Origin of the sequence: Klebsiella sp. 10 (assembly GCF_018223925.1) — a bacterium.
Classification (GTDB): Bacteria; Pseudomonadota; Gammaproteobacteria; order Enterobacterales; family Enterobacteriaceae; genus Klebsiella; species Klebsiella pneumoniae.
In genome coordinates this window covers 99,015-111,798 of the sequence record NZ_JAGRRB010000001.1, presented here as the reverse complement: position 1 = coordinate 111,798, position 12,784 = coordinate 99,015, and the positions used below count along the sequence as shown (strand labels likewise).

At 45.8% G+C, this 12,784-nt stretch carries 11 protein-coding genes and 6 pseudogenes; all 17 read right to left on the bottom strand.

The window, feature by feature from the left end:
- Positions 1 to 49: 49 nt before the first annotated feature.
- The 17 genes and pseudogenes from KHQ26_RS00575 to KHQ26_RS00500 all read right to left on the bottom strand — a co-directional run bounded on the left by KHQ26_RS00575 (position 50) and on the right by KHQ26_RS00500 (position 12,751).
- Complete coding sequence (locus KHQ26_RS00575) at positions 50 to 943, bottom strand: formylglycine-generating enzyme family protein (protein WP_004184615.1); 894 nt, start codon at positions 941 to 943, stop codon at positions 50 to 52.
- Between the two features lie 21 nt (positions 944 to 964).
- Positions 965 to 1,066, bottom strand: a complete 102-nt coding sequence (locus KHQ26_RS00570; RefSeq protein ID WP_071787070.1) for a hypothetical protein — start codon at positions 1,064 to 1,066, stop codon at positions 965 to 967.
- 52 nt (positions 1,067 to 1,118) lie between these two features.
- Complete coding sequence (locus tag KHQ26_RS00565) at positions 1,119 to 2,012, bottom strand: formylglycine-generating enzyme family protein (RefSeq protein WP_016946122.1); 894 nt, start codon at positions 2,010 to 2,012, stop codon at positions 1,119 to 1,121.
- 21 nt (positions 2,013 to 2,033) lie between these two features.
- Positions 2,034 to 2,150 (bottom strand): hypothetical protein, encoded by a 117-nt coding sequence (locus KHQ26_RS00560; RefSeq protein ID WP_032410376.1) that lies wholly within the window; start codon positions 2,148 to 2,150, stop codon positions 2,034 to 2,036.
- A gap of 45 nt (positions 2,151 to 2,195) precedes the next feature.
- A complete protein-coding gene (locus tag KHQ26_RS00555) occupies positions 2,196 to 3,089 on the bottom strand; it encodes a formylglycine-generating enzyme family protein (protein WP_014343203.1) in 894 nt (297 codons plus the stop codon).
- Positions 3,090 to 3,110: 21 nt separating this feature from the next.
- A pseudogene (locus KHQ26_RS26265) lies at positions 3,111 to 3,191 on the bottom strand (hypothetical protein); the annotation flags it as partial.
- Between the two features lie 248 nt (positions 3,192 to 3,439).
- Positions 3,440 to 4,469, bottom strand: a pseudogene (locus KHQ26_RS00545) (hypothetical protein).
- Positions 4,470 to 4,599: 130 nt separating this feature from the next.
- A pseudogene (locus KHQ26_RS00540) lies at positions 4,600 to 4,856 on the bottom strand (DUF6392 family protein); the annotation flags it as partial.
- Between the two features lie 75 nt (positions 4,857 to 4,931).
- Positions 4,932 to 5,438: a DUF6392 family protein gene (locus tag KHQ26_RS00535; protein WP_004175509.1), complete on the bottom strand. Its 507-nt coding sequence runs from the start codon at positions 5,436 to 5,438 to the stop codon at positions 4,932 to 4,934.
- Entirely contained in the window at positions 5,435 to 5,944 is a 510-nt protein-coding gene (locus tag KHQ26_RS00530) for a DUF6392 family protein (RefSeq protein WP_071067782.1), read from the bottom strand. The genes KHQ26_RS00535 and KHQ26_RS00530 overlap by 4 nt, the downstream gene beginning before the upstream one ends.
- Complete coding sequence (locus KHQ26_RS00525) at positions 5,945 to 7,300, bottom strand: S-type pyocin domain-containing protein (protein ID WP_032410378.1); 1,356 nt, start codon at positions 7,298 to 7,300, stop codon at positions 5,945 to 5,947. It lies immediately after the preceding gene.
- Between the two features lie 23 nt (positions 7,301 to 7,323).
- Positions 7,324 to 7,473: pseudogene (locus tag KHQ26_RS26260) on the bottom strand (type VI secretion system tip protein VgrG); the annotation flags it as partial.
- 120 nt (positions 7,474 to 7,593) lie between these two features.
- Positions 7,594 to 8,104: pseudogene (locus KHQ26_RS00520) on the bottom strand (DUF6392 family protein).
- Positions 8,101 to 8,610, bottom strand: coding sequence for a DUF6392 family protein (locus KHQ26_RS00515; protein ID WP_004184626.1), 510 nt, complete (start codon positions 8,608 to 8,610; stop codon positions 8,101 to 8,103). Before KHQ26_RS00515 ends, KHQ26_RS00520 begins: the two are co-directional and overlap by 4 nt.
- Complete coding sequence (locus KHQ26_RS00510) at positions 8,611 to 9,966, bottom strand: S-type pyocin domain-containing protein (protein WP_004184628.1); 1,356 nt, start codon at positions 9,964 to 9,966, stop codon at positions 8,611 to 8,613.
- Positions 9,967 to 9,989: 23 nt separating this feature from the next.
- Positions 9,990 to 12,476 carry a DUF2345 domain-containing protein gene (locus KHQ26_RS00505; protein WP_020805188.1) on the bottom strand — a complete coding sequence of 829 codons (2,487 nt, stop codon included), beginning with the start codon at positions 12,474 to 12,476 and terminating at the stop codon, positions 9,990 to 9,992.
- Between the two features lie 150 nt (positions 12,477 to 12,626).
- A pseudogene (locus KHQ26_RS00500) lies at positions 12,627 to 12,751 on the bottom strand (hypothetical protein).
- Positions 12,752 to 12,784 lie beyond the last annotated feature (33 nt).

Below are 12,784 nucleotides of genomic sequence, written 5' to 3'. Positions count from 1 at the left end.
TATTCGTTGAGCATTCTGATTCGGTTAAAATAAGAGATAGCATCACACATTATTTATTAACGACACAACGAAAGACATACTGCGGGCCAACACCATATTTTTCATAGTCATCGTCTTTATCGATCTTCGGAACTGGCAATTTTGATTGCCTGAACATGGTTAAAGCGTACTGTCTGTCGCCGCCAATATATCCACGCAGGACTTTTTTAGTACCCTGCGCAGGTCCCTGGGGATCGTTTACCGGAGAATGAGAGTAATAATCTGACGCATACCAGTCATTGGTCCATTCTGAGCCACTAAGTCCCATGTCATACAGACCCAGGGGATTTGGGGGATATTTGCCTACTGGGTAAAATGGGAAACCAAAACCATCTGTATATTTATCTAATTCATCTTTACCCGGAACATTTTTTCCAGGTAAATACTCACCATTATTTGTTGGAAACTGAAAATATTGACCTCTGGATCTTGCTGCATATTCCCATTGCGCCTCTGTTGGTAAATCAATCTTGTTACCAGACTCCTTACCTAACCACTGACAATAGTCTTTTGCCTGTTGCCAGGTAACACCAACAGAATAATCTCCTTTTTGCAAGGATGGATAATTTTTTAAAAAAATATGGATGGGTGCTTTTTTTACCCCTGTTATTTGCAGATATTTATTATAATCATCGTTGGTAACTTTAAACTTTGATATCGAAAAATCACTTAATACAACTTTATGTAATACCTTATCATCCTGGTTTATGCTGAAAGGTAGTTTTTGACCGACTAATGGTCCAAAATCCCCCATTAAAAACTCGCCGCCCTGAACGGGAACCATGTTAGAGAGTGACTTAGCAACAAGCGCTTCAGACAGGGTTTCACGCTTGTCAGTACTCTTCTGGTCACACCCGAGCAGTAAACTGGCAGCAACAGAAGCAACTACGATTAATTTTCTCATCTTATCACCTAAGCCTTTGCATCAGGCAGTCATTGTCCCCGTCGGGTGCTGGTCGTCGATCATGGCAAGATATTCTGACATCAGGCTATCCGGGACAGGTTTAAACAGGCTGTCCAGCGGAATATTATATTCATTGAGCGTTCCGACTATAATATAGTATTACAGTCAAACGATATTATTTATTAATAACGCAACGAAATACAAAAAGAGGACTAACTCCAAACTTTTGATAATCATCACGCCCAGCAAATTTTGGCACAGGTTGTGACGATTGCCTGAATATAGTCAAGGCATACTGACGATCTCCGCCAACATACCCCCTTAAAACTTTTTCATTACCCTTAACTGGACCTTGAGGATCATAAACAGGGGAGTGGGAATAATAATCAGTTGAATACCAATCATTACTCCATTCGGCTCCACTTAGCCCCATATCGTATAAACCTAGCGGATTCGGAGGATATTTCCCAATTGGATAAATAGGAAAACCATAACCATCTGTGTATTCATCTAATTTCTTTTGTTCAGGTATATTAGAACCAAGCTCGAAATTTCCATTATTAGTCGAAAAAGGAAGATACTGCCCTCTTGACCTTGCCGCATATTCCCATTGTGCTTCTGTCGGTAAATCAATATTTTTATCGGACTCCTTACCTAGCCACTGACAATAATCTTTTGCCTGTTGCCAGGTCACACCAACAGAGTAATCATCTTTTTGCAAGGATGGGTACTCTTTTACCAGAATATTAATGGGAGGTTTTTTTATTCCTGTTATCTGCAGATATTTATTATAATCATCGTTGGTAACTTTAAACTTTGATATCGAAAAATCGCTTAATACAACCTTATGTAATACCTTATCATCCTGGTTTATGCTGAAAGGCAGTTTTTCACCGACTAATGGGCCAAAATCCCCCATTAAAAACTCGCCGCCCTGAACGGGAACCATGTTAGAGAGCGACTTAGCAACAAGCGCTTCAGACAAGGTTTCACGCTTGCCAGTACTTTTCTGGTCACACCCGAGCAGTAAACTGGCGGCAACAGAAGCAACTACGATTAATTTCCTCATCTTATCACCTAAGCCTTTGCATCAGGCAGTCATTGTCCCCGTCGGGTGCTGGTCGTCGATCATGGCAACATATTCTGACATCAGGCTATCCGGGACAGGTTTTAATAGTCTCTCCGGTTTATTGGAACATTCATTCAACGTTGTTGCTCCGGTTAAAATGATATATGTCACCACCAAACGACATTATTTATTGATGACGCAACGGAAAACATACTGCGGACCAACACCATATTTTTCATAATCATCGTCTTTATTGATCTTTGGAACTGGCAAATCTGATTGTCTGAACACGGTTAAAGCGTATTGTCTGTCACCGCCAACATTCCCGCGCAGGACTTTTTCGGTCCCCTTTACGGGTCCCTGAGGATCGTTTACCGGAGAATGAGAGTAATAATCTGACGCATACCAGTCATTGGTCCATTCTGAGCCACTAAGTCCCATATCATACAGACCCAGGGGGTTTGGGGGATATTTCCCCACTGGATAAATAGGAATACCTGCTCCATCAGTATATTCACTCAGCTCATCCTGGCTGGGGATGTTTTTACCGGGCAGGAACTCACCATTATTCGTTGCAAACGGAATGTATTGCCCTCTGGATCTTGCTGCATATTCCCATTGCGCCTCTGTTGGTAAATCAAATTTTTTACCAGACTCCTTACCTAACCACTGACAATAGTCTTTTGCCTGTTGCCAGGTGATGCCAACAGAATAATCACCTTTTTGCAATGATGGGTAATCTTTTAGCAGAATATTAATGGGTGGTTTTTTTACTCCTGTTATCCGCAGATATTTATTATAATCATCATTGGTGACTTTGTATTTTGATATTGAAAAATCGCTTAATACAACCTTATGTAATACCTTGTCATCCTGGTTTATGCTGAAAGGCAGTTTTTCACCGACTAACGGTCCAAAATCGCCCATTAAAAACTCACCGCCCTGAACGGGAATCATGTTAGAGAGCGACTTACCCACAAGCTCTTTAGCCGCTTTTTCACTCCTGGCAGCATTTCCCTGATCGCACCCGACCAGTAAGCATACAGTAACTGAAATAGCTATAATGTTATTTTCCATTTCAATGCCTCAGTAATTTAATCAAGCAATCATTGTATTAGTTGGATGCTGCTCGTCAACCATGGCAAGATATTCTGACATCAGGATGTCAGGTATGGGTTTAAATGGCTCATCCGGGTCAACAAAAACCGGGAGGTTATTATGCAGTAAGGTGAGCTTTTCGCCATAATTGGTGTAAAAAAACAATTTTTGTTCCCCGATACCTAAAAAGTTAATCACATCTTTTTCATTTAGTTCTTTATTACCTTTCTTCTCCCCTGGCGACAACGTCAAATGCTGCATGACATTGTTATAATCTGCCTGACTTTGTATCCACTTCAGCGCCATAAACACCGCTTGTTTTCGCCTCTTTAGAGGACCGAGCTTCCAGCTGTTAACGGAAAAAGAATCATTATTCTGATTGCGAGGGTCAAGCCAGTCCACCCAGTTCTGATCAATTAATGTGGCAATCACTGCCCCTTTTGTTTCCGGAGGGGTATATTTAAGCTGATCAGGATTAGACAAAATACTGTCCATCAAATTAACGCGTTTGTTTTCATCCTTAAGATCTGCTCTAATTTGTTGCAATATTACGACCATATTCTTAAGCATGGCCTCACCCACCTGTATCCCTTGCGCCGCCATAATAATAGGAATTGCACATAAAGATCGAAAGGCATCCCCTGCCATCATCTGCTCAAGCTTCTGATAATCCACATTCCTCTGCATATACATAAAGCTCTTCATAAAAGCCGCAAAGCTGCTGCCATCAACTTCAAAACCGACTTCCCCTTTGGCTCCCACTCCCCAACATAAAGCCGCTTTACAGTAAATACGAAAACGTCCCTGAATATAGGTGATATAAAAAACCCCACTTCCCCCAGCGCCTGCCTGCACCGTCATCCCCGCTTCCAGTTTGGCTATCGCGGCAAACTTCTTCTCTTTATTGACAAGGGGTTTGTTATCTTTCTCAACACCTATAGCTACTGGCGTATCATCAGGATGCGGGTCAAACCACTCAATGGCACCACTGATATTACCTCCCGCCTGAGCACCAACAAAAACACCAATTTCACCTCCCCCCTGTGCTTCAGGTATTGTTGAGGTCTTTAAATTCACCTGCTGCTGTCCTGGCAACGGTGGAGCAGTCAGGGTTGCAGGACGGCCTTTAATGCCATAGCCCTTTCACATTTCTCCACTCCAGTCTGCTGTCACCCCTAATTCAATTGCAGCACTGGCACCAACGCTACCTGACAATACCAGTTTCATGGCAAAACGCAGCGCTCCCATATTACAGACACCATCCGGTGTCTGTGGCGTCACTTTTTTCGCCGGAAATAAAAGGCTGACACCTAACCTGTCCGGCAGGTACAGGGCCGTTTCGGCCTTCGCCTCCCCCAGTGCAAAACTGGCATGACCTTCAATTTTTCCCTCCAGTTTTTTTTCTGACGGATTATATTCCGCTGATGCTCCCGCTCCATGACTGAAGCGCATCAGTTGAGCCAGTGCGCTAATGTCAATATACTGATGGATTAGGAAATAGCCAGTTGGTTTTACTTTCATCCTCGAATGTCAGCGTCACTTCTTTAAGTTTTTTTCCAGATCATTAATAAACGCTAGATATATTCCCTCACGTTTCATATCTAATCTATAAATATCATCACTAACCGTAACACTTGGTTTTGTTTCGTAGGGGACTAACCCTTGCTCATAAATATCCTGATAAGGTTTACCTAATTGTTTCACAAGTGTTTCGACATCAATACTCATTTGATAAATACACCACACGTCCTTGTATCCTGCTAGTACTATCTTCATTGCGCAAGGAAATGGTCCAGCTATGAGCGAACCATTGCAGAACAATTACCCACCCAACCTTTTTATCTCTAACGCGGCTTGTATTTCTTTGGCTCGCTCAATTGAGTAAAATGTGACTTTTTGTACAAAAAAATCTTTGTTATAGGTAAATGCAGCAACGATATATTGATGAGGGACAGGCAAAGTATAAAATTCCTTCACACCAACATAAATAGTCATGATTATCTGCGCATCAGTGTAAATCATTGGATGACCAAGTTTGGCCCTTACCCATTTCTGGGTCATTACTGGTTCAAGACCAAATGGCAGCGGATTAGGAAATAACCAATCCATTTTATTTTCATCTTCTAACCGCAAAGTCACTTCTTCAAGATTTTTTTCTTGGTTATTGATAAAAGATAAAAATATTCCTTCTCGCCTCATATTCAACCTGGAAATATCATCACTAATAGTACCCGTTGGTTTTGTTTTGTAGGGCATTAAACCTTGATCATAAATATCCTGATAAGGTTTACCTAATTGCTTCACAAGTGTTTCGACATCAATATTCATTTGCGACCAAGTCGCTTTTTCTCCAGCGCAACCTGAATTTCTTTGGCTCGCTCCAGCGGATAAAAAGTCACACTTTCAACAAAAAAATCTTTATTATAGCTAAATGACGCAACTATATTTTGATCAGGAGCTAATAGCGGATAAAACTCCTTTACTCCTCTATAGAGCGTCATAACCACTTTCGCATCAACATAAATCATCGGCAACCCAAAACGCGCCCGTACCCACGGCTGCGTCATCACAGGCTCCAGACCAAAAGGCATCGGATTAGGAAACAACCAGTCACTCTTGCTTTCATTCTCTAACGTTAATGTTACTTCTTTCATTTTTTTTTCAAGATCATTAACAAATGCTAAATATATACCCTCATGCTTCATATCCAGCCTGGCAGTATTATCACTAACCGAGCCATAAGGTTTTGTTTTATAATTAATCAAACCTTTATTGTAAATTTCTTGGTATGGCTTTCCTAATTGCTTTATCAGTGTTTCGACATTAACATTCATTTAATATAACCCCACATTTCGGTTTAACTTATGTAGTTTTGCTCTGATCTCTTCGATTTTCTCGTTACTCATACCATATTCATTCTTAAGGCATTCAGCATTCGCATCCCAGTTGGCATTGACGGCAGCTTCTAAGTCACGAGCATCTAGCTCTTTTTTAGTTATCATCTCGCCGCTTTCTGTCTCTACCTTACGATTATTACGCCCGCCATAGGTTTCACTACATTTTTGATGAACAGCTATTGGAATAGCAACTGAAGCAACCTTATCAACCATCTTATCTATATATTTACTTCCCTCATCAGGATATAAATCCTCTAAATATACACGAACCGCATCTCTAGATGGAATATGATCGACTTGATATTTTCCCTGCCTTGAACGGCCTTCAAAATTTTCATAATAGTCAACCTCATACTCTTCCACAGGGGCTTTCTTAAAATACACATAGATTGCCGGGACAACCCCCATCGGGTCAACAATAATAAAGTCATTGAAATCCCGGTCTTCGATGGGCAATGTTTCAATATTTGGTCCCTGTTCCTCCGGGATCGGCGTTCCCGGTACGGGCGGTAACGATTCCGGGGCCGGGTTAGGCAATCCCCAGACGCTCCGCGGTTCCGGAATGGGTGTAGGCGGTGTGGTAGAGCCGCCAGCGCTCCCGTCATGGACAGTCGTCTGGCTGGCTCCCCACTCAAATTTTCCCTGCCCGGCAGACCGGGACCAGACAAATGTTCCTTTAATTGAAGGCTCTTCAAAGCCCCATGTCTCTTTATCCAGCTGTTTTGCAAACCGCACCCGGACCCGATCCAGCCCGCTTTTTTCCCCCACCTCATAGCTGCGGGAAACCAGTTCCCCTGACTCAGGATCTTCTTCAATACGAAAGCGCACCCTCGTGCGCACTGTGCCATTTTGTCGGGCTATTTCCCGGAGTTCATATTCCGGGACATAATCCCCCTGAATGACCGTTGAGTTTACGCGGGTAAAAGCGCCCACCATCATCTGGCCATGGATCAGATTCTGATAGAGCTGGTCGCCACGTATATCTTGTAGCATTTCCGTCTCACCTTCATTCAGTGACGGAGAATAGAAGATAGCCAGCAGAGCAACGGTGAGGGGATTAGGCGCAGCCAGCGCCCGTGCGCCCGCGACGCCTTCTCCGACACCTGCCGCAGTCCCCGCCCCTAATGAAAGCGAATTTCCCAGCGTTGTGGCTGTTGGCCCTGCATAATAACCACTCATTGAGGCAGCCAGCGCCATTGATTCAAAAAATACCTGTGCGGGTTTACGTTCAACAACCGGCTCTTTTGCGGCTGATGATGTTTTTCCCTCTCCGGTTCCCAGTATTTGTGTCATCCCTGCTTTCTCCTGTCCATGGCTCACAGTAGCTCTATTTTTATTGATTCAGGCAATGCGGTATAAACGCTGGCCGTTTTCCCATCAGCATCTGCCCGGCCTTCGAATACCTGGCCTTTTTCAGTGGTGATGCGGTAACGGGCAAAAAGAACAATTTCATCGGTCTTATGATCACATTAGGGGAGCAGCTCTTCTTAAGAATGTGGTCAACATTGCGGGAACAGTACAGAGATCAGGGAATATGAATTAGCTCTGTAAAAAATCATCATTTACAAGCAGTAAAACATTAACGCTTATTTATTCATTAATCTATTTCGCTCTGACGCAGCCTGAATTGCTTCTGCATGCGCCAAAGAATAAAAAGTCACACTAACAACAAAAAGGTCGGCGTCATAAACAAATAAAACAGCAATGTTCTGATTAGGTGGTAACAGTGGGTATACCTCACTGATACCACGACTGTAACTCCCCATAGTTTTATGGCTCGCCATAAATCATTGGGAACCCAAAACGCTCACGCATCCAGTTTTGAGTCATTACAGGTTCAAGATTAAAAGGCATTGAATTCGGAAAGACCCAGTCTGTTATGTCATCATCTTCTAATGTTAATGTAATTCCTTTGAAGGTTTTATTTTTATCATTCTCGAAAGATAAAAATAATCCTTCTCGTTTCGTATCTAATGTAGCTGTATCATAGCCCACTGTGGCAGTTGGTTTTGTCTTATATTTAATTAGCCCACTATCATAAATTTCCTGATAATCTTTACCCAATTGCTTCACAAGTGTTTCGATATCAATATTCATTTACCACCAAGTCGCTTTTTCTGTAACGCGACCTGTATCTCTTTGGCTCGCTCCAAAGAATAAAAAGTGATTTTTTTTACAAAAAAATCTTTATCATATGTGAGCGCTGCTGCAATATGCTGGTTGGGCATTGGTAAAGCGTAAATTTCTTTAACCCCCATATAAATAGTCATAACAATCTTTGCCTCAACATGAACCATCGGCAAGCCTAAATTCTCACGAGCCCACTGCTGGGTCATCACCGGTTTCAGACCAAACGGCATAGGGTTAGGAAATAACCAATCTGTCTTACCCTCATCTTCTAATCTTAGTGTGACTTCTTTAAGTTTCTTTTCTGAATCATTAACAAAGACCAAAAGCATTCCTTCACGTCTCATATCCAGGTCAGCTTCATCTTCATCAATAGGACCATGGGGTTTTGTTTTATAAGGAATCAATCCTTTCTCAAAAATCTCCTGGTACGGTTTTCCTAAGTGTTTTATAAGTGTTTCAACATCAATTTTCATTTAGTACAACCCCACTTTTCTGTTTAAGTCATGCAATTTTGCTCTAACTTCTTCAATTTTCTCATCACTTATGCCATATCTTTCTTTAAGACACTTAGCATTAGCATTCCAATTCGAGTCAACGGCAAATTCTAAATCACGAGCATCAAGTTCTTTTTTAGATATTGTCTCACCATTTTCTGTTTCTATCCTACTATTATTACGCCCTCTGAAGGTTTCACTACAGTCACGATGTACATCTATAGGGATAGAAACGACTGCAACCTTACCAAGTAATTTTTTTATATCATCCTTTTCTGCTTCAGGATATTTATTAATCAAATATTCTCTAACCGCCGCTTTTGATGGTAAATGGTCAACCTCGTACATTCCTTCTCTTGACCTCCCATCAAAGTCGTTATAATAACCGGTTTCTAGAAATCCGGCAGGAGCCTTCTTAAAATACACATAGATTGCCGGGATAACCCCCATCGGGTCAACAATAATAAAGTCATCGAAATCCCGGTCTTCGATGGGCAATGTTTCAATATTTGGTTCCTGTTCCTCCGGGATCGGCGTTCCCGGTACGGGCGGTAACGATTCCGGGGCCGGGTTAGGCAACCCCCAGATGCTCCGCGGTTCCGGAATGGGTGTAGGCGGTGTGGTATAGCCGCCAGCGCTCCCGTCATGAACAGTCGTCTGGCTGGAACCCCACTCAAATTTTCCCTGCCCGGCAGACCGGGACCAGACAAATGTGCCTTTAATTGAAGGATCTTCAAAACCCCATGTCTCTTTATCCAGCTGTTTTGCAAACCGCACCCGGACCCGATCCAGCCCGCTTTTTTCCCCCACCTCATAGCTGCGGGAAACCAGTTCCCCTGACTCAGGATCTTCTTCAATACGAAAGCGTACCCTCGTGCGCACTGTGCCGTTTTGTCGGGCTATTTCCCGGAGTTCATATTCCGGGACATAATCCCCCTGAATGACCGTTGAGTTTACACGGGTAAAAGCGCCCACCATCATCTGGCCATGGATCAGATTCTGATAGAGCTGGTCGCCACGTATATTTTGTAGCGTTTCCGTCTCACCTTCATTCAGTGACGGAGAATAGAAGATAGCCAGCAGAGCAACGGTGAGAGGATTAGGCGCAGCGAGCACCCGTGCGCCCGCGACGCCTTCTCCGGCACCTGCCGCAGTCCCCGCCCCCAATGAAAGCGAATTTCCCAGCGTTGTGGCTGTTGGCCCTGCATAATAACCACTCATTGAGGCAGCCAGCGCCATTGATTCAAAAAATACCTGTGCGGGTTTACGCTCAACAACCGGCTCTTTTGCGGCTGATGATGTTTTTCCCTCTCCGGTTCCCAGTATTTGTGTCATCCCGGCTTTCTCCTGTCCATGGCTCACAGTAGCTCTATTTTTATTGACTCAGGCAATGCGGTATAAACGCTGGCCGTTTTCCCCTCAGCATCTGCCCGGCCTTCGAATACCGGGCCTTTTTCAGTGGTGATGCGGTAACGGGCAAATGGCACAATGGCACCGGTCTTCTGATCTTTGACAGTAAAACGCTCTTCGAACCCTTTAGGCAATTCCAGCGGAGGCACCCGAAAATCCGCCTTACCCATTTTCTGCACATTGGCCGATTTCAGCAGAATATTCCCAGGGCAGCCCAGCTCGATATTGCCACCACTTAGCCTGATATACGCTCCCGCACAGTTCACCACCAGTTCCTCCGCCGCCGTGATTTCCACTCGCCCTTCCACGCTGGTCACGGTGATATCCTTTTTCGCCGTCGCCTCCAGCGCATCATCCTGCGCCTGGATTTCAATCTTTCCCTTCGCCGCAAACAGCTTCATCCCCGCCTTTCGCGCCAGCAGGCTGACGGCTTCTCCCGCCGCCACCGTAAAACGTTTCAGCGCACTGATGTCCGTATTCTGCTGTGACACAATCCCCACGCTGGCGCTACCCGAAGACAACCGTACCGCCTGCGGACTGCTGATGCTCACGCCCTGCGGCGCATTCAGCACTATCCCCGGCTGCGCCAGCTCTTTCAGCGCATCGTTCAGCGTCTGCTGGTTGCCGGTATCCGATGGCAGGGCCTGAGCCGATTCCGCTGCCGACGCCAGGCTTTTCGCAATACCCAGGGCATTTTCAAGCTGCGCAATCGCCTCCTCCATTGCCAGCATCCTGTCGCCTGCCGAAGGCTGTTTATCCGCACTGATAAACACCCCCGCACCGCCCCGGATGCTCACCCATTTATCCGTACGCAGTTCCGCACCCTCGCCCCGCAACTCCCTCTGCGCATTCACGTTATGCCCCAGGTTCAGCTGCGTCTTGCCGCCGTACTCGGTGCTGAGCTTGATATGCTCCTCGCCGCGCTTGTCCTCCATTCGCAGCTTATTATTGGCCGGAGTACGAATCACATTGCGGGTGCTGTTTTTCTCCGTCACAGGATCGACATGCCGCGAGTCATGCAGCGCATGCGCAATATACGGCCGGTCGGGATCGCCTTCGTGGAAAGCAATCGCCACCTCCGTGCCCTGGATCAGCGGGAAGTGAAAGCCGTACACGTCGCCGCCGTAGGGTTTGGCGAGACGCACCGGCATGCTTTCCTGACCCTGCCCTTTCTCGTCTCTGTCAGCGTCAAATTTCACCCGGTACAGGCCGGACGCATCTTGCCAGGCATAGATATCATTCGCCTTCGCGCTGGTCACCCGCGCCGTCATGGTGCCAGTCACCTTCGGGCGCGGCAGCAGCGGCGGACGCCAGCACAATGTTTCGCTGTAGGGCACCGCAAGCAGGGACACCCGCAGCGCCTCCCGGCGGCTGGCGGTAAAACCGGTGCCGGTGATTAACAGCGGATCCTGTACGGGCGCAGGCAGGGTCGACGGCAGACTGTCGGTAACGTTCAGCACCTGGGCCGGCGCCAGCCAGGCTGCAGTACTGCTCGCGGTAATAAGCGTCTGGTGAGCCAGAAAACGCTCATGGTCGAGGCGGGCATAAAAGTTGGCGGTCTCCGTCTGCGGGTCGATTTTATCGCCACGCTCCCGGTGGCGAAGCTTATAGTGGTATACCTCACCGTAAGTGAGGCCTTCACCATTTCCCCGGGTCATATCCGCTGTTGCCGACTGGAGAACGCTCTGCGCATCGCGGGGGTTATAATCCCGGGTAGTGACGTTCGCCTCTACGACATTGTGGGTGATGCTCAGACCCCATATCGATTCCGTACCGCTGTCGCTCATCCCGGACGGGCTGTTTACAGGAAGTGTTTTATCGAACATCAGCGCCCGCTGCGCGTCGGCGAAATGGACCACTTCGCTCTGGGCCTCTTCCTGCAGGGTGAAGAAATAAAATATCCCCACCTCTGCCAGCAGGCGCTGGATAAACGCCAGGTCGCTCTCCTGATACTGATTAATTTGCTCGCGCCGTGGATAGTGTTGCTTGAGATTAAACTCATACTCCCAGTCATGCAGGTGATGTTCCTGCAATACCTGCTCCACCACCTCCGGTACCGATTTGTTGACGAAAAAACGATGGCTGCGAAACTGTTTATCTAGCAGGGAGAGAAACGGCTGGAGGGTTATCTGATAGGTCGACTGATCTTCAGAACGATTGACGCGCCGGAAGGTGGTAATCACACCATGGACGCGTTTGCAGTCCGCCAGCTGCTGCAGTGCGCCGCCGCCCATCGTCAGCATGGCGGGTTTGCTCAGGAGCTGTGCGGCATCAATATTTTTCTCTGCGCTGGTAAACGTAATAGTGTAATAATAAAGTTCACTCAGTTTTTCTGCCCCACTGAATTCTTCCACATCCAGCGATGCGGTACATGAAGGAATACCCAGCTGGTAACGGTTAAGGGTGGTGCCGGTAATTATTGAAGAGGTATCCATTATATTCCTGTTTTACTCCGCTGTAATGACTATCAAAAATCAATTCACAGGACGCCCTGTTTAATTTTGTTTAATGATAATCATCTCATTCATCATAAATATATTTATGTGCATATCGATATATCAGATACCCCACCAGGAGTTTCGTAACTAAAAGGTAACCCCAGGGATATTTATATTCACAGACTGAGAAATAAAAAAAGCAGCCAGAAACCGGAGCCTTCAACGTTTATCGCCGCCAGCATTTCTCTGCCACTGTCCTTAGCGCTATCCATAATGATCTCCTTTATCCATCCCCTTTCCTGCGC

Bases quoted from the DNA above. Each gene is read 5' to 3' on its own strand.
- KHQ26_RS00575 (WP_004184615.1), bottom strand. From the start codon at position 943: ATGAGAAAATTAATCGTAGTTGCTTCTGTTGCTGCCAGTTTACTGCTC.
- KHQ26_RS00565 (WP_016946122.1), bottom strand. From the start codon at position 2,012: ATGAGGAAATTAATCGTAGTTGCTTCTGTTGCCGCCAGTTTACTGCTC.
- KHQ26_RS00555 (WP_014343203.1), bottom strand. From the start codon at position 3,089: ATGGAAAATAACATTATAGCTATTTCAGTTACTGTATGCTTACTGGTC.
- KHQ26_RS00535 (WP_004175509.1), bottom strand. From the start codon at position 5,438: ATGAATATTGATGTCGAAACACTTGTGAAGCAATTAGGTAAACCTTAT.
- KHQ26_RS00530 (WP_071067782.1), bottom strand. From the start codon at position 5,944: ATGAATGTTAATGTCGAAACACTGATAAAGCAATTAGGAAAGCCATAC.
- KHQ26_RS00525 (WP_032410378.1), bottom strand. From the start codon at position 7,300: ATGACACAAATACTGGGAACCGGAGAGGGAAAAACATCATCAGCCGCA.
- KHQ26_RS00515 (WP_004184626.1), bottom strand. From the start codon at position 8,610: ATGAAAATTGATGTTGAAACACTTATAAAACACTTAGGAAAACCGTAC.
- KHQ26_RS00510 (WP_004184628.1), bottom strand. From the start codon at position 9,966: ATGACACAAATACTGGGAACCGGAGAGGGAAAAACATCATCAGCCGCA.
- KHQ26_RS00505 (WP_020805188.1), bottom strand. From the start codon at position 12,476: ATGGATACCTCTTCAATAATTACCGGCACCACCCTTAACCGTTACCAG.